General features: G+C 39.7%; 22 protein-coding genes. 11 read left to right on the top strand and 11 right to left on the bottom strand.

Annotated features, from left to right (window positions below; genetic code table 11):
• Positions 1 to 66: 66 nt before the first annotated feature.
• The 3 genes from MWU84_RS20315 to MWU84_RS20305 all read right to left on the bottom strand — a co-directional run bounded on the left by MWU84_RS20315 (position 67) and on the right by MWU84_RS20305 (position 3790).
• On the bottom strand, positions 67 to 1035 hold the full coding sequence (locus tag MWU84_RS20315) for an L-rhamnose/proton symporter RhaT (protein ID WP_246905110.1): 969 nt from the start codon (positions 1033 to 1035) through the stop codon (positions 67 to 69).
• 322 nt (positions 1036 to 1357) lie between these two features.
• Positions 1358 to 2656, bottom strand: coding sequence for an SLC13 family permease (locus tag MWU84_RS20310; protein ID WP_281502595.1), 1299 nt, complete (start codon positions 2654 to 2656; stop codon positions 1358 to 1360).
• A gap of 249 nt (positions 2657 to 2905) precedes the next feature.
• On the bottom strand, positions 2906 to 3790 hold the full coding sequence (locus MWU84_RS20305) for an AraC family transcriptional regulator (RefSeq protein ID WP_246905105.1): 885 nt from the start codon (positions 3788 to 3790) through the stop codon (positions 2906 to 2908).
• Between the two features lie 447 nt (positions 3791 to 4237).
• Here MWU84_RS20305 and MWU84_RS20300 point away from each other — a divergent pair, with 447 nt between their 5' ends.
• The 7 genes from MWU84_RS20300 to MWU84_RS20270 all read left to right on the top strand — a co-directional run bounded on the left by MWU84_RS20300 (position 4238) and on the right by MWU84_RS20270 (position 11991).
• Positions 4238 to 5359 carry a T9SS type B sorting domain-containing protein gene (locus tag MWU84_RS20300; protein ID WP_246905103.1) on the top strand — a complete coding sequence of 374 codons (1122 nt, stop codon included), beginning with the start codon at positions 4238 to 4240 and terminating at the stop codon, positions 5357 to 5359.
• A 322-nt stretch (positions 5360 to 5681) separates the two neighbouring features.
• Positions 5682 to 7004 (top strand): TolC family protein, encoded by a 1323-nt coding sequence (locus MWU84_RS20295; RefSeq protein ID WP_246905101.1) that lies wholly within the window; start codon positions 5682 to 5684, stop codon positions 7002 to 7004.
• Positions 7005 to 7008: 4 nt separating this feature from the next.
• Entirely contained in the window at positions 7009 to 8232 is a 1224-nt protein-coding gene (locus tag MWU84_RS20290) for an efflux RND transporter periplasmic adaptor subunit (RefSeq protein ID WP_246905099.1), read from the top strand.
• Between the two features lie 6 nt (positions 8233 to 8238).
• Entirely contained in the window at positions 8239 to 8982 is a 744-nt protein-coding gene (locus MWU84_RS20285; RefSeq protein WP_246905097.1) for an ABC transporter ATP-binding protein, read from the top strand.
• Between the two features lie 2 nt (positions 8983 to 8984).
• Entirely contained in the window at positions 8985 to 10205 is a 1221-nt protein-coding gene (locus MWU84_RS20280; RefSeq protein WP_246905095.1) for an ABC transporter permease, read from the top strand.
• Between the two features lie 305 nt (positions 10206 to 10510).
• Complete coding sequence (locus MWU84_RS20275; protein WP_246905093.1) at positions 10511 to 11254, top strand: histidine kinase; 744 nt, start codon at positions 10511 to 10513, stop codon at positions 11252 to 11254.
• Positions 11255 to 11259: 5 nt separating this feature from the next.
• The gene (locus MWU84_RS20270; RefSeq protein ID WP_246905090.1) at positions 11260 to 11991 is read left to right on the top strand and encodes a LytTR family DNA-binding domain-containing protein; all 732 of its coding nucleotides are present in this window, start codon (positions 11260 to 11262) and stop codon (positions 11989 to 11991) included.
• Positions 11992 to 12415: 424 nt separating this feature from the next.
• Here the strand turns inward: MWU84_RS20270 and MWU84_RS20265 are convergent, their stop codons facing one another.
• Both MWU84_RS20265 and MWU84_RS20260 read right to left on the bottom strand, forming a co-directional pair.
• Positions 12416 to 13663: a hypothetical protein gene (locus MWU84_RS20265; RefSeq protein WP_246905087.1), complete on the bottom strand. Its 1248-nt coding sequence runs from the start codon at positions 13661 to 13663 to the stop codon at positions 12416 to 12418.
• Positions 13656 to 14975, bottom strand: a complete 1320-nt coding sequence (locus tag MWU84_RS20260) for a DUF4270 family protein (RefSeq protein ID WP_246905084.1) — start codon at positions 14973 to 14975, stop codon at positions 13656 to 13658. Before MWU84_RS20260 ends, MWU84_RS20265 begins: the two co-directional genes overlap by 8 nt.
• A gap of 221 nt (positions 14976 to 15196) precedes the next feature.
• On the opposite strand from MWU84_RS20260, the gene MWU84_RS20255 reads away from it, so the two are divergent.
• From MWU84_RS20255 to MWU84_RS20240, 4 genes are all read left to right on the top strand, one after another.
• Positions 15197 to 16210: a kelch repeat-containing protein gene (locus MWU84_RS20255; protein ID WP_246905081.1), complete on the top strand. Its 1014-nt coding sequence runs from the start codon at positions 15197 to 15199 to the stop codon at positions 16208 to 16210.
• A gap of 77 nt (positions 16211 to 16287) precedes the next feature.
• Positions 16288 to 16632: a DUF4907 domain-containing protein gene (locus MWU84_RS20250; protein ID WP_246905080.1), complete on the top strand. Its 345-nt coding sequence runs from the start codon at positions 16288 to 16290 to the stop codon at positions 16630 to 16632.
• An 8-nt stretch (positions 16633 to 16640) separates the two neighbouring features.
• Positions 16641 to 17702, top strand: a complete 1062-nt coding sequence (locus MWU84_RS20245; protein ID WP_246905078.1) for a sensor histidine kinase — start codon at positions 16641 to 16643, stop codon at positions 17700 to 17702.
• The gene (locus MWU84_RS20240) at positions 17683 to 18411 is read left to right on the top strand and encodes a response regulator (RefSeq protein WP_246905076.1); all 729 of its coding nucleotides are present in this window, start codon (positions 17683 to 17685) and stop codon (positions 18409 to 18411) included. Before MWU84_RS20245 ends, MWU84_RS20240 begins: the two co-directional genes overlap by 20 nt.
• 62 nt (positions 18412 to 18473) lie before the next feature.
• Here the strand turns inward: MWU84_RS20240 and MWU84_RS20235 are convergent, their stop codons facing one another.
• From MWU84_RS20235 to MWU84_RS20210, 6 genes are all read right to left on the bottom strand, one after another.
• On the bottom strand, positions 18474 to 20063 hold the full coding sequence (locus MWU84_RS20235) for a sulfatase (RefSeq protein ID WP_246905074.1): 1590 nt from the start codon (positions 20061 to 20063) through the stop codon (positions 18474 to 18476).
• Positions 20064 to 20527: 464 nt separating this feature from the next.
• Positions 20528 to 21238 (bottom strand): hypothetical protein, encoded by a 711-nt coding sequence (locus tag MWU84_RS20230; protein WP_246905072.1) that lies wholly within the window; start codon positions 21236 to 21238, stop codon positions 20528 to 20530.
• A gap of 5 nt (positions 21239 to 21243) precedes the next feature.
• Positions 21244 to 21936 carry an SCO family protein gene (locus MWU84_RS20225; RefSeq protein ID WP_246905071.1) on the bottom strand — a complete coding sequence of 231 codons (693 nt, stop codon included), beginning with the start codon at positions 21934 to 21936 and terminating at the stop codon, positions 21244 to 21246.
• Positions 21914 to 22513 (bottom strand): hypothetical protein, encoded by a 600-nt coding sequence (locus tag MWU84_RS20220; RefSeq protein ID WP_246905070.1) that lies wholly within the window; start codon positions 22511 to 22513, stop codon positions 21914 to 21916. Before MWU84_RS20220 ends, MWU84_RS20225 begins: the two co-directional genes overlap by 23 nt.
• 9 nt (positions 22514 to 22522) lie before the next feature.
• Positions 22523 to 23287, bottom strand: coding sequence for a YHYH protein (locus MWU84_RS20215; RefSeq protein WP_246905069.1), 765 nt, complete (start codon positions 23285 to 23287; stop codon positions 22523 to 22525).
• 121 nt (positions 23288 to 23408) lie between these two features.
• Entirely contained in the window at positions 23409 to 24071 is a 663-nt protein-coding gene (locus MWU84_RS20210; RefSeq protein WP_246905068.1) for a DUF6702 family protein, read from the bottom strand.
• Positions 24072 to 24147: the final 76 nt, after the last annotated feature.

The following is a 24147-nucleotide window of genomic DNA, read 5'->3' as shown; positions in this document are numbered from 1 at the left end:
TTTTTTCCTTGCATACATTAAGTTACGAAATCGACCTCTTTTTAATATTAAGCCAATATTAATTTTTCATAACTTGTGCAACAGGCACAATACCTTAAAAGAATTACCGGAATCCTTCCATTCACCTGCCCTGTACCCCCAAATGTTGCTTATAATAAGTGCTAGTCCCAAAAGAATTGGCCAGCCGATAACTGGCCCCAAATTCCCCATCAACGCTGCTCCCTGTCCGTATACCCCCAAGGCGGCGAACCAAAATATTCCGGCCAATATAGCCCAGCGGTAGGCTTTTTTACTTTCCGCTACCTTAAAGGAATTCCATGAATTGTTTTTTACCAATCGAAAAATAGCGTACCCCCCGTTCATTGTAAAAGCACCTAGGAGAACTACCACCCACGAAGCCAAACTGGCATTTTGTGTGCCAACCCCAAATTCATTGACCGCAGTTTGTGCCACTGGGGCGGCGTTTGCAAAACCTACATTCAAAAAAGCGGAGAGGATTCCCGAGGCCACGGCAATCAACACTCCCATTCTTATGGCCTTACTGGAAGATGCAGCGCCTGACTTTAGTTTGTCCCGCTGAACTCCGGCGACAGCAGTAATGGCAACTCCCACCAGAAGCAATGCCACCCCAATGAGAATAATCGGAAAGGAAGGTTGCGATAATGCCCCTTCAATCTGGAACAAAGGAATTATAGACCCCATAGATGCTGCTAGGCCCATAACAATGCCATACGTAATGGAAATTCCCGTTTTCTCTACGCTGACTCCAAAAAGAATACCTCCAACACCCCAAAGAAAACCATAAAATGCAGCTAGCCACAAGGTAGCACTGTCGGTCTGGGAGATTACCGCTATCAAATCCGGAATGGCAATAAAGGCCCAAACCATGGGAACCAAAATCATAGCCACAAAAGCATGTACCAACCACCAGGCTTCCCATTTAAGGGGAGCCATATATTTCATTCCCAGCCCAAAGGTTCCCTGAAAAAAACTTGCGAAAATGACCAGTGTAATTGCCCAAAAATAGGTATCCATTAATTATTGAATTTTAAAGTTTAGAAGACTGGTAGTGTATAACCAAGATCTTTCCCTACAAAGAAAATTTAATAAGTGACTAAGGAGTAAATGGATTTTACCAAGGACTAACATTATTTTACCATGTCCTTGGTCTGCCTATAACTGGGATAGGAATAGACATAACCTAAAATAAAAATCAGTTGGAGATCTGAATGTATAGTTTAATTTTCGAAGGTTTGATAAGTTCTTAACTACCCGCCCCCGATCTTAATTGAAGAAAATGTGTTATTTACCCTAAGGCCTAAAAAATATTTGGACAGATCCCAACAATAGTTACTTTTTAACCTTTCAACAAATAGACAGCAAGGATCAATAGTCCGCCGCTAAGGGATACCACGGCGGTAAGAAAACTAAATGATTTTAGAAGTTTTGTTACCGAGTAACCATGTACCTCTTTAAATAACCAGAAAAAACTGCTGTTCACGTGAATAACCCCTAAGGATCCTGCACCAATGGCGGCCGCGGTGAATGTGGGGTCCAGGGCCCCATTGGAAACCAAGGGTGCAATTATAGAGGCAGTTGTAATTAAGGAAACCGTGATGGAACCTGTAACAGTGGTAAACAAAAAGCTAATTAGGTAAGGAACAACAATACCCATGGCGGCAATGTTTCCTACATCCGCAAACAAGGAATTTACAATTTCAGTATCCTTTATTACTTGTCCAAAAGCACCACCGGTCCCTGTAATCAATATAACAATGGCCGATTTGGCCCCAGAGGTTTGAAAATATTTATTTAAGGTAACGGAAAAATTATCGGTGTCCATTAAGGGCAAGGCAATAACCACCCCAATCAATAATGCCCATACAGGATTTTTGACAAATTCAAGAATTGGGTTATCCCCAGTAAATACGGTCCCCATAGACATTAATACCAAAGGCACCAATAAGGCCGCAAACGGTAAAACCCTTTTATAACCCTTCAATTGTTTCTTATCCGTAGACTCCATTGAATAGTCGGACTCTGGTTTGTCATTGAGACCCTTCTTATTGAAATATATCCAAGCCATTCCACCAGCTACTGCCCCAATAGCCACAAGCACATTGAAGGGAATAATATCCCCTAAATTCATTTCAAGAATTGCGGCTACGGCCAAGGGGCCGGGAGTAGGTGGAATCAAGGCATGGGCCACGGTTAAACTCATGGCAAGGGACAGCCCCAAGACCAAGACCGAATGTCCCGATTTTCGCGACAACACCATTATAGTAGGCAAGAGGGTTAAATAGGCCACATCCATAAAGACCGGTATCCCAATAAGAAACCCTATCACTGCCATGCTCAATGGCAAATATTTTACCCCGAATAAATTGATGATACTGTCGGCAATAACATCGGCCCCGCCAGTTTCTGCCAAAATCTCCCCCAATAAAGTACCAAAGAGAATAATTAGACCTATCCATTTAAGGGTATTGCCAAATCCGTTCAACAAACTTTCCGTAACGACTGTTACCGAACCACCAGAGGCCAACCCTAGTATTAGCCCAGAAATAAGCAATGCCGGAATAGGATGTACTTTTAAAACCGTTACTGCTACAACTAGCAAAATTATGCACAAAAACAATATAAGAAGACTGGTCATGAAGAAGGGAAATGGTTTTAATTCCTTTTGTCAATTGGAGTACCTATCCGCAGATAGAAATCCAATATTTTTTCAAAATTAAACTGTTGTTATCCACAAAACTATTTAAAAGATCCAGAGGTTACTATCCATTATTTAACAATAATCGGCACTATTATACCAAAGTATATGGCAATACGATCAATACGCACTCAAAAACCTTGAACCCTGATAGAGGTTGCAGCAACAGCTTATGACAATTAAATTTGCTTAAACGGTCTCCATTTTTTTGTTATATCTATCCATGTATTCAGAAGGGGTAATCTTCATTAGTGCCTTAAATTGCCGGTTAAAATTGGTAAGCGTATTGAACCCAGATTGATAGCATACCGTGGCCACCTGCATTTCGCCTTCAATCAAAAGCTTACAGGCATGCCTTAGGCGTATCTCATTCAAGTATTGGGTAAAGGATTTATGGGTACGTTTTTTGAAATATCTACAAAACGCGTTGGGAGTCATACAAGCTATTTCGGCAACTTGGTCCAATTCAATTTTATTTTCGAAATTTTCATTGAGATAGGAGACTATCCTAGCCATCCTGTCTTTTTCATTTTGATTAAAGGTATTCGTGATAGCCTCAAGACAAAGCGTCTTGTAATTCTCACTTATAGATAGGATATCCAATATTTTCAAAAGACCTATAATACTTGAAAGGCCTTTGCTACCGACCAAACCCAGAATATGGTTATGCACCAAATAAGTCGCTGCTTTGGAGAATTTTATTCCTTTATTCGCCACTTGAAATAGTGCATGTAGTTTCTTGGCTTCCGTCAAGTCCAAAAAGGCAGCACCCAAAAAATCAGCTTCAAACTTAATAACCACTAGATCTACTGCCTCATCCTCCAATTTATCGGCATAATACTCCCTATCATTTCTAAACAAGTGTGGAACATTGCTCCCTATCAAATATACTTCCCCTGGACCAAAATTACCTATGGAGTTCCCTACATAACGAGTACCAGTACTTTTGATAAAGTAAATCAGTTCCAATTCCTTATGAAAATGCCAATCCTGTCCAATGTATGGCATTCTATCCTGTCTAGCCAAGAAGGAATTCTCCGGTCTCTTTTCAGTTTGTTTATATGTTAGTTTCATCTTCTAATATCTATGGCAATCAAGCTCGTTAACACCCCTGCAAAAACAAGCATAATTAAGCTCACTTAAGAAAAGGGGTTTTATATTTGATACCCTATCGCCTTAAAAATACAGTAAATTACCCCAAAAAGAACATAAATATAACTAATTTAGTTAATATAGTTGCATCATGGTAATAATTCGAAATAAAATATTGAAGATAAATTGAAATTAAAAGCCAAAATGTACCACGTCATAAATAATAACAATGCAAGAAATAACCGATCTTCAAATAACTATTTGACGATAAAGTATGAATATACCAGCGAAGGTTATAGAACTCCAAAAAAATTGCAGGAATTAAATCAGACATATTTCACCCCTTTAAGGCAACTAGCTGATTTACTGACCTGAATCATAATTATGATGAGGTATTTGTGGTATCTTGTATAGCTTGAACGATGTGGAATGCGAAAAATACTTCTTTACACAACCTTATTTCTGTGCAGCCTAGTTGCCAAAGGACAATTGGATTGCCCCACCTTGGTAAGTCCGGCGGACGGTTCCACAAACATTAGTTCCCCTACAATTATTTCGTGGTCGGAAACCCCTTCGGCATCGGGCTACCTTTTAACTCTAGGAAGCTCCCCTACTTCGGACGATATCCTGAGCAAAACAGTATATATGGTGAATTATAGCGAAGAAATCAATTTTCCAACCAATGCCACCATCTATGTAACCATTACTCCTTTCAACGATATGGAAATTGCCAGCGGCTGCCCAAAATGGTCATTTAGCACCCCTCAGGAATGTGACTTTTATATAAATCCAAAAAAGGATATATCGGTCTGTTATGCAGAAAACGTAGGGACCACAGGCATTCTTGTAGATTTTGCCAGTATTGAACGGGAACTTATTGGAACACAGGAAGATCTTTTGTTAACTTACCATGATTTAATCGGTAATACTATTGATCTTAATCAACTTATGCCCAACCCAAATTCGAGCCCATATACTCTTTTGGTTAGGGCTTCGGACACTAAGGGGTGCTATAAGGAGACTATATTTAGCCTCAGGTTGGTAAGCCCTCCTTATGTCGATGTACTGGACGATGTAGTGGTTTGTGAAAGTTTTACTCTTCCCGCTCTTAGTGCCGATAACCGTTATTTTACCGAATCCGATGGTACTGGCAACGAGCTCCAAGCTGGCATTAGGGTTGTCAACAGTCAGCTAATTTATATTATAAACCAGGTTGGTTCCTGCATGGAACAATCCAGTTTCAATATTATCATTGACCCTAATGCCTGTAATGGACAGGCCAATATCATGGAATTCCCTAAATTCTTCACACCTAATGGCGATGGTATCAATGATGTATGGCAACCTAACAGGGCTGCACTGAATATATCCGCTAAATCACCGGTATTTATCTATGACCGATATGGAAAATTGGTACGTATATTGGAATTTGATGATCCAGGTTGGGACGGCAGCCTTGATGGCACTCCCCTACCCTCATCGGATTATTGGTTCCTATTGGATTTAGGCAATAACAATTCCTTGAGCGGTCACTTCACACTAAAAAGATAACAATACTATAACCCCGTTCCTTAAAGATTAACTCTATATCTCTAGGATATGTTCGGAAAGCTTTCCAGAATTTCGTTCACAAACCCAATTTAATATCGGTAAATGCAAAGGATATTATCTTCCAATATCTTTAAATGAAAAGTCATTTTGAACCTATCTCTTAAATTCCAGTTCTTGAAATACTGAAACTCTATTCCAAAAATTTCCATCGATAAAAAAGGGGAATTGGTATAGTGAATTCCCGTTTCCATCTATTTCAGTTTATTCCGCCTGACATTCAATAGATATTTGAAATGAATTTTCATTTGAAAGGTTAATATCCATGAAAAAATATATCCTAATAGCAATCATTTCTATTGCTCAGTTTGTGCAAGGCCAAACCCCCGTTGATTCCGACCAAAAAATTTGGACCTTGGAAGAATGTATCACCTATGCCATTGACAACAATATTACCGTAAAACAGGCCGAACTATCCGTGAAAAGGACCGAAGCGACCTATTTGGCCACGAAATCTTTAAGACTGCCCAACTTAAGTGGCAATGCCTCCCAAAATTTCACGAACGGGAATTCCATAGACCCTATCACAAGTGATTTCGTTTCCCAACAGATCAATTCCACCAGTCTGGGGCTAAATTCCCAAGTAACACTTTTCCAGGGAAACCAGATCAATAATCAGATAAAACAGGGAAAGCTGCTTGTGGATCAATATACGCTCTTTGAGGAAGAGGCCAAGAACAACATAACTTTAAGCATTACAGAAAGCTATATCCAATTACTATATGCCAAAGAGAACATACTAATCGCCGAAAATAACCTTGAGGTATCCCAAAAGGAAGAAGAAAGGGCCAAGGCCAGGTTGGATGCAGGTTCCATTGCCATTAAGGAGTATACGGATGCGCAGTCGCAAACCGCCACGAACCGGTACCTTCTTATAAATACAAAAAACGATTATGCCCTTCAACTTTTATCATTAAAACAATTCTTGGAACTGCCCCCCAACACTAATTTTGAGATTGCCGAGGCAGATGGCATTATTCTTGACATTGTTCCCGATCTAAATGAAGTGTATTCCACATCACTGGAAAACCTTCCAGAAATAAACGCCAGTAGATTAAACGTATCCCTTTCTGAAAAAGACTTGGATATCGCCAAAGGAGGTTACCTCCCCACACTTTCCCTAGCGGGAAGCCTAGGCTCTGGCTACACCTCCACACAGGTTTATGATTTTACCGATCAGTTGGATCTGAATTTCAACCAAAGATTGGGGCTTTCCTTGAACGTACCCATTTTTAACAGGAACAAGACCAAATCCGAGGTGCAAACGGCCAAAATCAATATTGACATGGCCAAATTGGAATTGGCGCAAGAGGAAAAAGACTTGTATAAGAAAATAGAAACGGCCTGGCAAAATGCCATTACATCCCAGAGTGAAATGGAAGCCGCTGATATCGCCAGAAATGCTGCAAAAGAATCCTTCAGGCTGGCACAGAAACAATATGAATTGGGTGCTTTGAGCACTACGGACCTCATCTTAAGTCAGAACACCTATACCAATACGGAACAAAACTATATCCAGGCCAAATACCTTAGCCTGCTATACGACCAATTGCTTCAATTTTACCAAGGAAACGACATTAAACTTTAATCAAATGAAAAATAAAAAGAGTATCATATTGGGCAGCATCGCATCTGTAATACTAGCTATTGCTGCATACAGCTTTATAAAAGACGATAACAGCGCTGTAATAGAAGCCAAGACTATTGCGGCCAAAAAAGGTGAGGTTACCACTATGGTTACGGCAACAGGCACCATAGAACCTATTACCCAGGTGGAAGTAGGTACACAAGTCTCGGGTGTAGTAGAGAGAATATATGTGGATTACAACAGTGTGGTCACCGAAGGACAGCTTATTGCAGAATTGGATAAAACAAACCTCAGGGCCGCACTTACCCAGGCACAGGCAGCCTATGATAATGCCTTGAGTCAAAGGAATTACATGCAGACCATCTATGACCGACAAAAAACACTATATGACAATCAGGTGATCAGTAAGTCGGATTTTGATGACTCCCAATATAATTTTGAAACAGCAAAAGGCACCGTAACCCAACGCTTATCCGACCTTGAAAGGGCAAGAACCAATCTAAGTTATGCCGATATCTATTCACCCATAGATGGCGTAGTGCTCTCCAGGGCCATAGACGAAGGGCAAACCGTAGCGGCAAGCTTTAGCACCCCAACACTATTTACCATTGCCCAGGATTTAAAAGAAATGCAGGTTGAGGCAGATGTAGATGAGGCGGATATAGGCGGAGTAAAGGATGGCCAAAGGGTAGCTTTTACCGTAGATGCCTATTTGGGGGAAACATTTGAAGGAACCGTAACCCAGATACGATTGGACCCAACAGTAACTTCAAACGTAGTTACTTACACTGTAGTAATCAAAGCGGACAATCCTGATTTAAAATTAAAACCAGGTCTTACGGCCACCATTTCCATATATACCTTGGAGTTAAAGGACGTCTTGACTGCCAAAGCCAAAGCCATCAATTTTAAACCCACTCCCCCAGTAATGATGGCCTATAATGAACAACAAAATTTAACCGTTGAACCTCCAAAAGGGCAACCAAGGCAAGACGATGAAAACAGCAGCATGGTTTGGGTCCTGGGAGAAAACGGGTCCATTTCACCTAAAAAAGTCACTTTAGGAGCCAGTGACGGGGTAAACGTACAGATTGTCAGCGGCATTGATGAAGGTGATCTGCTGGTATATAGTTTAAAATCCCAGAGCAACACAGAGCTTTCCTCGCCAGAGGGCGCTAGTGAAAGTCCCTTTATGCCAAAACCCCCGGGAGCCAACAAAAAAAAGTAAACAGCCATGAGTAAAGAGATCATTAAAATTGAAGATTTAAAGCGGGAGTTTACTATGGGAAACGAAACCGTCCACGCTTTAAAGGGCATTTCGTTTACCATTAAGGAAGGTGAATTTGTAACCATTATGGGATCTAGTGGATCAGGCAAAAGTACTTTGTTGAACATCTTGGGCTGCTTGGACCGCCCCACTTCTGGAACGTATGAAATTGATGGCCTTAAGCTAAAAGATTTGGACAAAAACGCATTAGCCACCATTAGAAACGAAAAAATTGGATTTATTTTCCAGTCCTACAACCTACTGGCAAGAACCTCGGCATTGGAGAATGTAGAATTGCCCCTATTGTACAACAGCAAGGTGTCCACTGAAGAACGCCGGGCACGAGCCATTAAGGCCTTGGAAAAAGTTGGCTTGGGAGACCGTATGCAACATACCCCATCTCAACTCTCTGGAGGACAACAGCAACGGGTTGCCATTGCCAGGTCTTTAGTGAATAATCCTGTAATGATCCTCGCTGATGAAGCTACAGGTAATCTGGACACCCGAACCTCTTATGAAATTATGTCTTTATTTCAAGAACTGAACCAGCAGGGCATTACTATCACCTTTGTAACCCATGAGCCTGACATAGCCTCTTTTAGTAATAGAACTATAGTCCTGAAGGATGGGAGCATCATTAAGGACAATCTTAACCATAAAATCCAATCAGCGGCTACTGAATTAGCTTCATTACCTACAGAAGACAATTAATTATGAGACTACTAAATCTAATAAAAATCGCTTTTAAGGCTATTGTTCTCAACAAAATGAGAACCTTGTTGACCATGCTTGGTATTATCATTGGTGTTGCTTCTGTAATTGCCATGCTGGCCATTGGTGAAGGCTCCAAGGAAAGTATTCGAACTACCATTTCAGCTATGGGATCCAACATGATTACCATTAGACCTGGGGCAGATGACAGAGGTCCTGCAAGAGGTAGTGGTGGTGATGTACAAACACTCACACTAAAAAATTATGAAGTATTAAAAGAACAAGCTGCTTTGTTAAGTTATATTACACCAGTAGTAAATGGCGGAGGACAAATTATTAATGGTTCCAATAACTGGCCATCAACAATTTATGGTGTAAATCCAGACTATTTAAACATTAAAGTGGTCGATCTACAAAGTGGAAGTATGTTTACGAATGCCGAGGTGAAATCGGCTTCAAAAGTGGCCGTAATTGGGCAAACTGTTGTAGACAATGTTTTTCCTGATGGTCAAGAACCTGTAGGGCAAATGATTCGATTTAATAATATTCCGTTTAAAGTCATTGGTGTTTTAGAGGAAAAAGGTGAAAACACCTTTGGTCAGGATCAGGATGATGTAGTTATTGCACCTTATACAACAGTTCAAAAACGTATATTGGCTATCGATTATTTAAATCAAATCATGGCTTCTGCCGTGAGCGAAGATGATGCTCCCGATGCAGTAACAGAAGTCACTCAAATCTTGCGCACACAACACAAATTAATGGATAATGAAGATGATGATTTTAGTGTACGTTCTATGGAAGAATTAATTTCTACTTTTAGTTCTACCAGCGAAATGTTAACCATTCTGTTGGTGGCAGTTGCAAGTATTTCATTATTAATAGGAGGTATCGGCATCATGAATATCATGTATGTGTCTGTAAAAGAAAGGACTAAGGAAATTGGCCTGCGAATGGCAGTAGGCGGCAAAGGTTCCGATATATTGATGCAATTTTTGATCGAAGCCATTTTGATTAGTATTACCGGCGGACTACTAGGGGTAATCCTAGGTCTTGGTTCCACTGTATTTATTGAGAAATTCTTACATTGGCCAACAAGTGTAGCCCTTTATTCAATTGTGATATCATTTGCTGTTTGTGCCATAACGGGAATATTCTTTGGATGGTACCCAGCAAGAAAGGCAGCTGCCTTAGACCCGATCACCGCATTGCGTTATGAATAAGTACAAAGTAGATGATAGTGAATAAAAAAAAGAATTTAATCCCCTTACTCCACCTTTTAACTTGGGTGATATTAATTGGTCTGCCCTATTTGCTTTCTTTAGGGCAAGATCAGGAACAAATCTTTAATCGCACCCTGATACACTCATGGATTCCACTTTGCTTTTATGCCATTATTTTTTACTTCAATTACCTTTATCTTATAGATAAATTTCTTTTTAAGAATAACGCTTTAGCGTTCATATTGATCAACTTAGGCTTAATTGCCTTTTTCGTTTTTACCAACCATGAACTAAAAGGTTTACTAATGGATCAACTAATCCCTAATCGTACCAACGTCAAAGGACCTCCGAAAAATCTATTTTATTATGTGGACATGATTGCATCCATGGTGCCCATTGTATTTTCCGTTGCCCTAAAAACCACTGAACGCTGGTACAAATCCGAGAACGAACGCAAGGAAGCACAGACTATTAATTTACAAGCAGAGATACAGCACCTAAAATATCAATTGCAGCCGCATTTCTTCTTTAATTCCCTTAACAACATTTATGCCTTGGTAGATAGTTCCCCTGAAACTGCAAAAAAAACCATTCACAGTTTGGGCAAATTAATGCGGTATCTGTTGTACGATACGGATACCGAGAAAGTCGCGTTACAAAAGGAAATTGATTTTATGACGCAGTATATCGAACTTATGAAACTAAGATTTTCTGATAAAATAACCATATCCTATTCCTTTCCCAAAGTTCCACAAAATATTAAAGTAGTACCACTATTATTTATTACCTTGGTAGAGAACGCCTTTAAACATGGTATTCCTGCCAGTAGTGAGGCCTCATTGTCCTTTAAAATGGAAATAACGGATACCTTTCTAGTATTTACAGCAAAAAACCATAATCTGCCCAAAAGCGATTCGGATAAAAGCGGTTCCGGCATTGGATTGGAAAATCTAAGAAAAAGACTGCAATTGTTATATCCAGATAGTCATAGCTTTGTTTATCAAGTCAAGGACGAAATCTTTACCGCCGTGTTAACCCTTGAAATTTAATTGAAATGAACCCGAATAAGATAAGCTGTATTGTTGTAGACGATGAACCCATGGCATTGCAGCTGATAGAGGGATACGTTCTAAAAACACCCTTCCTGGAACTAAAAAGTAAATGCGATAGTGCCATAGAAGCTTTAGGTATCCTGGAAACAGAGAAAGTTGACCTACTTTTCTTGGACATACAAATGCCAGATCTCACAGGGATTGGATTATCGAAACTAATCCCCAAAAGTACCCGCGTCATCTTTACCACAGCCTTTAGCGAGTATGCCCTTGAAGGTTATAAGGTTGAAGCTTTGGACTATTTACTAAAGCCGTTCGACTACGAGGAATTTTTGATCGCCGCAACTAAGGCCAAGGATTGGTTTGCCTTGGCAAAGGGTAGCGGCAAGGAAGCCACCTCCGCCGACAAAAAGTTCCTGTTCGTTAAATCCGAATACAAGCAACTAAAGATCAATCTGGATGAAGTTTTGTATTTTGAGGGATTGAAAGACTATATCAAAATTTGGCTTAAAGGCCAGCCCAAGGCCATCCTAACCTTAATGAACCTCAAAAGCTTGGAGGAGGAACTTCCAAAAGATAAATTTATGCGTGTCCACCGCTCTTTTATAGTTTCCTTACAGGCTATCGATGTTATAGAACGCAGTCAGATCATAATTGGGAACCAACGGATTACGGTTTCGGAAAATTATAAGCCCGACTTTTTGAACTACATTGCCAAAAATAGCTTGGATTGATTTTTTTACTTTGAAATCTTCACTTAAGAAACCGCCATTCCAGTTTTCCCAAAGAATAACATTTAACTCCGGTGTAAGTTCTAGACTCCTGAAGAAACCAGGTATAGGTTGGGAGTATCAAACATAAACCCCGCCAAAAAAGCGTGGTTGGTTCCGTCATAACAATTCCGTGCCATGTTTATTCTTCATTGTGACCTGCCAGTAGTTAAGGTCGGTTCAACTTTGAATGAAATTCAAATAACTAATTATCAATTAATCAAAGTTACTGTTTCTGTCTCCTGGAGCGTATACGAGAGGTTTTGGACACTTATATCTTTAAAATGAGGCCTCTCCCGGGTTGCGACAGTTTGGCCGAAAGACCTGCTCGACCTGATAACATTCCCACAAAAAACGTAATAAACTATCAAAAGTCAATTGACCATTATTAGTCGGTCTTGCGTTGTCTAAACCACAGGTCCTCCAGACTAAAATTCAGGGTAAGCGTGTGGTAATTCTCCTTAATAAGTATATTTTCTATTTGTCCGCTAGACCCATAGGAATACGATAAATTAAGCATGGAGTTATTACCCCGACCAATTGGAAAGCCAACCCCGGCCGTAAAATTATAGCCGTCTATTTTAGAGTCGTTAATGGCCAGATAACCAGTGTCATAATTAAAACCGGCTCTGTAACGAATACGCTGCTGATACTTATAACTGGCAGGGTTTTTTACAAATTCCAAGCCAAGCGCATAGATATCCTGATCAACATATTCTCCTAAACTCTCGGTTTGTTCGGTATCACTCCAGTAGTTCTTTTTATAATCGGCGTTTAGGGTAAAGGACTTTAAAAAATTAGTACTTAAGCCCATCCCCAGTTCCAAAGGCATCTTAAAATCCGCAACTGTATCACTTTCATCCTCTTCCACGTCTATTTCAACACCGTCAAGACTTTTGATCACAGAACGTCTTACACTACCCTTGAGATTGGTTGGGAATTGCATAGTACTTCCAATGTTGATATTGTTGGTGAGGTCAAATTGCATCCCGAGTCCAAACCGGGCGCCACTGTAATTGGTATCCTCCGTAGAGACAAAGGCACTATTGTAGATCAGAAAGGATTCCTTCTCTTCTATTTTTCCGAATAACACGGAGAAACTGGCTCCAAATCTTAATTTATCGGTTATGCCATATCCCAGGTTCAACTTTAAATCGCTCATTCCTCCCAGGCCAGTAACATTACTTTCAAATGATTCTTCTGTACCCTCAATATTGGTTTTTACTCCCAACAAGGCATACCCTACATCGGTATATGGAACCATGGCAATACCAGCACCTAGCCTGTCCGCTATCCGAAAAGCAAGGGCCAAATTGGAAAAGTTGACCGTGGTTTTTGCCTCATCATTGGTCCTATTGCTATAATTGTTATATTTCCCCCTTATCCCAATATCATAAAAAAATGAATTTTGGGGTGTCAGGGCAAAATTGGCAGGATTTAAATTGTTTATTTCGGTGTCCGATTTCATCGCTATCCCGGAATACCCCATCCCATTGGTCCGTCCAATGCTGGTCTGATTGATAACGCCAAGACCGTACAGGGAATAGGGTGAACTGGTGAGGCCTTCGGATTGGGCCAAAACATGACTAGCGGATAAAACAGTTACCAATAGGGAAATTACAAAAAGTTTATTCATCTTCATCATAAATTGCATAGGTAAGTTCCAATTTTACACCTTTGTCAGAGCCCTCATTTCCCATTATCACAAAACGGTCCACAGTGCTATTGTAATTCTCTGGTAAAAGAATAATGGCATCCCCGGTTTCCCTTTCTGTCAACAATAATGTTTCTATATAGGTGGTCAGTGGTATTTCATAATAAATATCGTTGTATTCTTCACCGTCACGGTTCAAAGTGGCTTGTATTGCAGAACTATCCCACCCCATCAATTGCTCCGTTAAATCGTTGTTCTGATCCACCACAAAGAGGGATAAATTGTCCCTTAGCGCCAGTTCATCATTATAGGATCCCAAAACTGGTTTAATTTTAAGAACAGCATTCAACAAGGTACCCTGTCCCTGGATATCAAATAGCGTTTTTAAATTTGGAAATTCTATCCTGGTCGTGTATCCAATTCCGGATTGTATAAAACTTTGGTTATCCGATTCGGAACTATTGAGGGCTACTTCCCTATCTGTTAGCGTCTTTAAGTACTCGTTGGTTTCAACCACTGACATCTGGTTAAAAAATGGGATAGGAATACTAGTCGTATTTATGGCAAAATCTATGGTATACTGTGTACGACTTTCTACCTCGGAAATAGAGTAGTACATCCTCATTACACTGGTAGCAAAGGAAAAACCTACTATGGAACCATCATCGTCTTCGCCCGGTTGTAAGGTTATCCCGTGAAGGTAATCCCTAAATTCCTCGGTATTAGTAATATTCTTTTGTTGCAACTGCTCAAAAATGTCGGCCCCTAGGATGTCGCTCAATTTAATATACAGTGAATCTGTCTCAAAGGGTCTTGGGGTATAGGTTAATGACCCTAAATCCTCCTCCAAAAAACCTACCTTGCTAGTATTATAGAAATCACTCCCATCGGCAGGATATAATAGTTCACTTAATTCCTTAATATGGATGGTATTGCTTTTAAGAGTGTCATTATAGTAGTAATTGTCATATTTCAGAAAGAAGCCAATACTGTCATATACCGCATCGGGATCAATATAATAGCTATTGGGCAGTATTTCGGCAAAACTCGAACTCTTAACGGCTCCAAAAACGGGATCGATATATTTACCGATCAGCATGCGGGAGGCCTGTGAAGTTACAAGACTATCAAACTTCGTGGTGTAGGTTTCCACGTTCATGGTATCTATTAGTACTACACGTACATTACTGTCTGTAAATGTCCCGCCGGCCACAAAATCCGAATCATTAATAGTATCATCACTACATGAAACCATTAATGTCAGCAAGGCTATTAGTCCATAGAGTTTTCTCATTCGTTCGTTAATTTGATACCAAAAGTAAATGCGTTTCCCTAGCCCGGAAACCCCAATAGACCAACCCATTAACTTATAAGACCAAATGGGGAATTTTAGCTATTAAATACCCTCCTCCATTCGTAGATAAAATCTCCGTTTTCATATGTTAAATAGCAGACTTTATCTATTTAAGTTTCAAACACCATGTTCCCCATCTAGTTTTGAAAAAAAAATAACTAATGAAATACATTTATAATATGAAGGAAAGGGTAAACCACATTAGAATGTTAACTATGGCTAGCTTAACACTTTGCTTAATGGCCAGTTGCTCTAGCGACGATGAGGATGAAGATCTAGGAAACTGGATAGACAAATCTGTATTTGATGGGAGTCCCCGTAGTGGTAGTGCCTATTTCACCATTGGAAACATTGGATATAGTGGTGTAGGTTATGATGGCGATGATTACCTAACCTCCTTTTGGGCCTATGATATGGATGGTGATTATTGGTCACAAAAAGCCGATTTCCCAGGAACAGCAAGGAATGCCGCAGTAGGCTTTGCCATAAATGACAAGGGATATATAGGATCTGGTTATGATGGTCTTGACGAACTGTCGGATTTTTATTCTTACGACACAAGCACCAATACATGGACGGCAATCGCATCCTTCCCATCTACCCCAAGACGAAGTGCTATTGCATTTGGAATAAACGGCTATGGCTATTTTGGTACCGGTTTTGACGGTGACAACGATAGGAAGGATTTTTGGAAATACGACCCATCTACCGATAGCTGGTCCGAGTTAGTAGGCTTTGGTGGTGACAAAAGAAGGGCTGCAACCACCTTTACCATAGGTGAAACTGCATATATGGGAACTGGGGTTTCCAATGGAATTTATTTGAATGACTTTTGGGCTTTTGATCCCGCCACAGAAAGTTGGACACAGAAATTGGATTTGGACGAAGAGGATGATTATAGTATTGTTCGAAGCAATGCCTTGGGTTTTACCCTAAATGACTATGGATATATAGCCACAGGAACCTATGGGGGAACCTTACAATCTATTTGGGAATATGACCCTAGTACAGATACTTGGGAATCCAAAACAGATTTTGAAAGAACATCCAGACAGGATGCAGTGGTATTCTCCAATAACGTACGGGCATTTATAGGCCTAGGCCGTACAGGTAGCCTTTATTTGGATGATTTGGAGGAATTTTTACCTTATGACGAATACGACGACGAAGATTAGTGATTTTGATTTTGTTTACTTATTGATTAGCAAAAAGGGCTGTGCTGTTTAGCATAGCTCTTTTAAAGTTTAAAAAAATGAAAAGAATTCTAGTAATATACATTTTGATAGCGGTGGTATCCGGATTTTTGTTTTTGAGCCTATCAAATTATTCTTTAGGTTCAACAAAAAGTAAAATGCAGCTCCATTCCGAAACATTTAAGGTAGGGAATGGCTACGGATATCAAATAGCACTAGAGGACAAAGTACTTATTATACAGGAGTATATTCCAATTTTAGAAGGAAAAAAGCCGTTTACAACAGCTGAGGATGCAGAGCTTACCGCCAATAGGGTTATCACCAAATTATTAAGAAAAGAGAGTCCAATCTTGACACTTTCAGAATTGAAGGAACTGCAAATTCCTGAATTTAACTCAAAATAAAGCAGCGTATGGCTTTTGACAAGAAAAATATCCCACAATGGCTTGTTCATACCCTATTATGGTCCACACTATCCATTTTGCTGTTTTTTCCTTTCCTATCAGAGTCTAAGACAATTCCATACGGCTTAGGTGCAAAATTACTTTTGGCCATAGCACTCTTCTACCTCAATTATTATTATCTGGCACCAAAATTATTACTGAAGGATCGTATGTGGACCTATATTAGCCTATCTGTTCTACTGTTATTGGCCGCAGGTATCTTGTCCAATTTAGTACATCCCCCTATGGGACCCGACGACCTTCCCAGACGGGCGGCCCGTATGCGCCCATTTACGGATAATGGCCCTAGAGCTTTTCGTTTTTTATTGATGACGACCATTATTTTCGCCGTTCCCTATATTTTCGGAACAATGTTGAAGGTGTATACGGAATGGCAAAAAAACGAAGACCTCCGGAAATTGGTGGAGAAAGAAAAAATACAATCAGAACTTCAATTTTTAAAGACCCAATTAAACCCGCATTTTCTTTTTAATTCATTAAATACTATCTATTCGCTTTCTGTAAAACAATCTCCCGATACCTCCGAAGCGGTTATCAATCTATCGGAACTTATGCGGTATATGCTCTACGAGGCGGACAAAAGACTAGTGCCCCTTGCCAAGGAATTGGAATACATTAAGAGCTACGTAGCATTGCAGCGACTTCGACTGGCCAGTAGTGAAAATGTGACGCTCAAAATATCCGGGGAGGAAAAGGGGAAATTTGTCCCTCCACTTTTATTTATCTCCTTTATTGAAAACGCCTTCAAATACGGGACCGATTATAACGGAAAAACATTTGTTAAAATAAACCTTTCCATAAATAATGAGTCTATACATCTACAGGTAACGAACATAATTGGAACTTTTAAAGCTAAATCAAAAAGTAGCGGAGTAGGCCTCGAAAATGTAAAAAACAGATTAAACTATTTGTATCCCCATGCCCACGTATTGCTTATAGCGGATGATGGAAAGACCTATGAGGTAAATTTAACCTTAAATTTCAAGAACTATGAATTGCATAATAATTGATGACGAGCCTTTGGCTATAGATGTATTGACAGACTATTGCAAAAAAATAGACTTTACCGAAGTAGTAGGCACTTATACCAATCCTTTGGATGCCATAACAGTTATTAAGGAAAAAAAAGTTGATTTAATTTTTTGTGATATTGAAATGCCCCAAATCAGCGGTCTGGAATTTATAAACGCTTTGGAAAACAGGCCATTATTTGTTTTTACTACAGCCTATACCCAATATGCCGTGGAAGGTTTTGAACTTAACGCAGTTGATTACTTGGTGAAGCCGATTCCCTATCATAGATTTATAAAGTCCATCTCAAGAACCAAAGAAATTTTGTCAAAAAAGGAAAAACCGGCCGTGGCCAATATTTTTCCTTCCTTTGGGGGGAACAACAATGATTCCCAAAAATTTATCTTTGTAAAATCCGAACACGAGAATATTAAAATAAACTTGGATGATATTGAATATATCCAGGGACTAAAAGATTATTTAAAAATACATATTGCAGGTACCAATAAGACCATCTTAACACTTTTAAGCTTTAAGGATCTTATGGAAAAACTGCCGCAATATCAATTCATAAGAGTACACAAATCTTTCGTCGTCAACGTTAATGTGATCAAGACCATACAAAGGAACCGAATCGTAATCAACGACACCCGTATTCCTATAGGAGAAAGCCATAAGACCCAATTCTTTTCATTTTTGGGCTTATAACTTATCAAAATAGGATTCAGCCTTTTGATAGCTATTAGGTGGTCTGAATAACTAGAATTCTACTAATCATTCCAATGGTCAGCAATGATTTGATGAATTTCCTCATTGCCTTCATCAAGATCGCCAAGCATTTTACGCTGTTTAAGAATTTCGGTTTTCATTTCGGAAATAATATCCTGATAATCTGAATCGGCATATGCATTATAAAGTTCATTGGGATCCTTTACCAAGTCAAAAAATTCCCAGTATTTATCCGGTTGCTCCTCTTCACTGTATCCATTCACCTTAAGTCCGTTTCCATAATAGAAAGCAAGCTTATAGCGCTCTCCCCTAATTCCGAAATGGCCTGGCCTGTCCTTGCTATGGTCCCAGTACCTATAATAGCCATGCTTTCGCCAATCTGCCGGGGTATTACCTTTTAGGTTTTCCCGAAAACTATGGCCTTGCATGGTATCAGGATAATCTATGCCAGCATAATCGGCAAAGAGGGCCGAGAAATCGGCATTTTCTATGATATCGGCATTTCGGGTACCAGCTGGAATCTCTTTTGGGTACCTTATTACAAAGGGCATGTGAATAGATTCCTCATAAATTAAACGCTTGTCGAACCAACCGTGTTCCCCCAAGAAATAACCCTGATCGGCGGTATAAATAACGATGGTATTTTCTGCCAACCCAGATTTTTCCAAATAATCCAACAATCTGCCAATATTGTCATCAATGGCAGCTCCACAGCGCATAAAATCCTTTACAAGTTTCTGATAGGTCTTCATTCTTGCCTCATCCGCACTTAACCCATCTACGGAGAAAGGCAATTCCGGATAAGCCATATAATCCTTTCTCAATTCAGGATCGGCAGTGGCGGCCAAATAGCGTTTTTGTAGGTTGTCTATAGATTGCCCCTTAAAGACACGCCCAGTAGTTTCAGCTCCTTGATCATAAAAAGAATCGGGTACAGGGATTTCCTCATCCCGATATAGATGACTAAATCGTTCCGGGTAATCATAGGGTTCATGGGTCGCCTTAAAATGGCACATGGCCATAAAGGGTTTGGATTTGTCCCTATTTTCTATCCATTCCATAGTTTTATCGGCAATGATATCGGTACTGAAACCTTCCACTACTTTACCTCCTCCGTAGTAGTCCTCCCAATTGTCCGCTGTTTTCAATCTTGGGTTCCAATAATCCCCTTGCCCTGGAAGTACGGCATAATAATCAAATCCTCCCGGCTCTTGTTTTAAATGCCATTTCCCGATTACGGAGGTGGCATAACCCCCTTTTTGCAACTCCTTAGCAATATTATTGTGGTTTGGGGATAAACCTGCACCCAATGTAGTAACCCCGTTTATATGACTATACTGCCCTGTAAGGATTGTTGCCCTACTGGGAGTGCAAATGGAATTGGACACCAAACAATTCTCCAAAACACAGCCTTCGGCTGCCAATCGCTTTATATTGGGATTGTGCACATAATCTTTTAAAATTCCACCGTAAATACCCCAGGCCTGTGCGGTATGATCATCTGACATTATAAAAAGAATATTAGCTCTTTCCGTACTAACCACTTTTTTATCTTCTGTCTTATTCTTACAACTGGTGATGGTTAATAATGCTAAGCCTAGAACAGCTACAAAGAATTTCATTTTCATCATGTTTTATTAGTTTTAAAACTTAAATTCCGTAAAATTAACTTTTAAAACCAAAAGATAGCTTTTAGCATTAATTAATGACATAATTAAGCTGTTTTTGATGTCCATGTTCTGGAAAGTTTTAAGCCATCTGAACTTCATTCCAAGAACGAATGCATGGATCAAATTTGTAAAATGCCATGGGTCCTTTTTAAATGACTTCTTGATTTTTCCGGATTCACATCAAAATGCACAAAAAAAGGGAGAAACGACCTCCCTTTTAAATCTAACAAAATTTACTAAGGGGAGTAAACCACTATTCTTTAATAGGATTATCACTTACTAAATCCTCGCTTTCTGGATTCCTTAAGCAATCCGCGCTGTAGGCAGGTAATTATATCATCTACCGCTTACTGGTCAACAAAGTGGCACTACTATAAATTTTCAGAAGGATACCCTAGCTCCTGTCTTAATTTTATGCCCATGACCTAGGTCCTATTCCTTAATTTTTTGGCCTGGATCAAAAGGTTTTCAGTTTGCAGCAATCTATCCACCAAGGCGTTTTGATATTCCTTTGTATTAAGTAATGTGAAATAATTGGACACTCTTCCAAAGTCTCTAATTTTATTGTACTTAGGGTTTTCCTGTGGTAGTATATCTACCAAGGCAAGATGCTTTTCCAATACCGGCTGCAAATGATTGACGACTATATCGTTGATCTTTGCGTCTGTTATCTTAAATTCCGCAATTTCCGTGGGGTAATTGGCGATAAGGGTTTTTAAAGAATCGCTTTCTATAATCTCAAATTTAGAAGTACTTATAACCGAATTTAAGGCTCCATCCAACAAGACCATTGGCGCATAATTAATGTGCACTATAGTATCCTTGGCCCCTCTTGTAATTTTTTCGGGAGCCAGCCCAACATAGTTTAAGGTAGCTTCCAATCTGTTAACATTGTTGGAGTACTTGACAATGCCCTCATTAAGAACTTTCAAATTGATGTTCAATTCTTCATACAAACTGTGATAGACTTTCATCTCCACTATCCGGTTTTTCCTGATTTCATTTAAATCGTTGATTTTCCATGCGATCAAGATACCTATAACGATCAGGAATATTTCTCCAAAAGCGTAGAGCAGATAGCTTTTGAACTTTCCAGAAAATATGAAGCCCCGTCGAATTTTTGCAAATAAACGCATAGCAATTACTCCAATTTTAAAGCTTTGATATCCGTAATGAGCTGGGCTATGGAAGCCCTGTTCAACCCATTATAAATACCTCTAATATGCTTGTTCTTATCTATAAGCAAAAAGTTTTCCGTGTGTAAAAAGTCGTTTATATCCTTTGGTACCCCCATATCATTTTCTACAAAATATTGAATTCTTCCCAAATTGTAAATTTCCGTTTTGTCTCCCGTAACCAAATGCCATTTATTATCCTTTACCCCATTTTTTTCGGCATAGTTTTTAAGTACCGGAACCGAATCTACAGAAGGGGTTACCGAATGTGATAGCAACAATACCTCCGGGTCATCCTTAAATGCTTCCTGTACTTTTTCCATATTCCCGGTCATCTTTAAACATATACCGGGACAGGTAGTAAAGAAGAAATCCGCTATATAGATCTTGTCATCAAAAGTCGTTTGGGAAACAGTATCCCCTAGTTGATTCAGCAGTTGGAAATCCGGGATTTTATGAAAACTTTTTTCCTCCTCACTATCGGGCGTTATCCAATATGGGGTAAAGGATTCATCGCTGTAGTAGGGAAGGTATTCCACCCTACTGGTCTCCACCACTTCAACGGTCTCCTTTTTTACTTGTTTTTTGCAACTAACAAGAAGTGCCAACAAACAAAATAAAACCACCCCAATCTTCTTAATCCCTAACAACAACTTCATCTTCTAATTTATAACATGAATTAGCCCTGAGCATACCAAAAATGCGTCCGTTTTTGGCCTCATAATTAACATATAAGGTTCCGTTCGGCAACCAGGCCTTTTGCAAGCCTTCTTCCTTCCCTTCCACCAATTGCCTTACCTTGGACAATTGCCCGGTAGCATACCATTGCTTTTCCTCACCTTGCTTTAAACCATTTACGTAATTGGATTCTTCCGCCAGTACCCCGTTTTCCCACCAGCTTTTATACACCCCTACCAACTTGTTTTGACGATAGGTAGATGCTACCCTAAGCACTCCATTTTCGGACCATCTTCTTGCCACACCTTCCCTTTTACCATTTAGAAAACCCAATCTTTCGGCCAAGGTGTCATTGGAGTGAAATTTGAGCGAATAGCCATTGTAAGCCTGGTTTTTATAATACCATTTGCCTTCTATTTGGTTAAGGACCAGGTCCTTTTTTAACACCTCAACAGAATTGATTGCCACAGGCTTTCCCCCTTCACGAGTACCGCTAGGTGCCTGCTTACAATTTAACAGAAAGAAGGCCGTATAGAACAATAGGATTAATGGTCGCATCGTCTTTTATTAATACCCCTGATATGGACCGGCAAAAGCCAGATAAGATCCTGTCGTTGAATACAATTCATTAATGATGTGGTAATGATACTCCTCCTCACCATCGGTATACTGGGTTGCAGTTGTGTGTCTTCCAGAAGCATCCAAATCTGTTGGGTAGGCCCCTGTGGAAGTACACTTTCTGCCGTAAAGAAAAACCCCGTCCAAGAGTATCCCCACCAGTTTCTCATCGTCATCGGTGAAAGCCTTTGGCTCCAAGTGATAATGATAAACCCCAGGGCCTATATGGGCTCCAGTCCAATCCAAACTAGCAGCTGCTTGGTTTAATGGGCCTCCCCCTTCTTGATCATTGAAAATGGAAGCCCCACTTACTGCTATGCCAATAGTGTTCAATTGTGTAGCTACTGTATTTCCCGTTAGGTTGGGAGTGGCATCGACGGTAATAGTAGTAGCATTATTATTGCTGGACATGATACTTGGGGTCCTATCGACATCTGGCTCCTCTTTATAAAGGGAATTGCCTTCTCCCCAATACACCGTTTCATGATCGGGTAAACCCGTAGTTTCTATTACTACATTGGATCCGTCCAAATAAATGGTGGTAGCATCTGAATTAAAGGCAGAAAAGGCTGCGTGCAATTCTGTTGCCACCTCCTCTTCAAGCCCCACCTCATCAACACTATCAGAGCTACATGCAACAATGGCCATTAACAACAAGGCCACACCCATTACTATTGTCATAAAATTTTTATTCACTCTTACTTCTTTTTTCATATCAACTGATTTATTTATAGATTTTCTTATTTCCGAAGTGATACGGGAAACATAAAAATTTACCTGTTAATTCCCCCTCCACCCACTATTGCAACAAAGCATTTTGTTCAACAATTGGCAATCAGCGAAGTATGGTAAGTGCCACTTTTTTGGAGCGATTGGGCTTTTTCATTAAATAGCCTACACCCAAAACAAGCATTCCCAAAACCACTATCGCTGCAACACCCAATAAAATTATTCCTGTACTGCTCGAGAATAAGCCGGCCTCATTTTTGCCTACTTCCACAAACTCGTTTCCAATTGCCGTCAATGACAGGCTATGATTATTGGCATTATTTAAAACAAAGTGTTCTTTGCTTAATCCTTCCTTTATCAGAACTAGGGCACTTTGGTTTCTATGGATGTCTTTAAAGGCTGTATTTTTCACCAATACCGAATTTATTTCCGACGGAATACCCAAGACTTCAAAAACCACCATGGTTTCATGACCCAACTTTACAGTTCCATTCTTGAAAGAAATATGTTCTCCCCCATTAAAACTAATTTGAAAATTATTTTTGATATGTTCCAATACCATTTGTTGAAACTCCTCTGGTGTTTGATAAGGAGTTTCAGCATAATGCGTCCGTATTTCCTGCTGAAAAGCAGTTAAGGAAGCACTTATCTGCAAGACCCAACTGTTATTTTCCGTTTCTACCAACATTGTGGTCGATACATCGGGACTATGGGCAAAACTTGCCATTGACAACCATACTGCCAAGAGCAAAAACCTATATTTTTTCATCTGACTATATTTATTTGTTTTAAGTGACTGAAGAAATTATTAACATCATAAATAATTGATTTCAGTTTTTTAAATG

The organism is Arenibacter sp. F20364, assembly GCF_023015905.1.
Taxonomy (GTDB): Bacteria; Bacteroidota; Bacteroidia; order Flavobacteriales; family Flavobacteriaceae; genus Arenibacter.
This window is presented reverse-complemented; position numbering and strand designations above follow the sequence as displayed.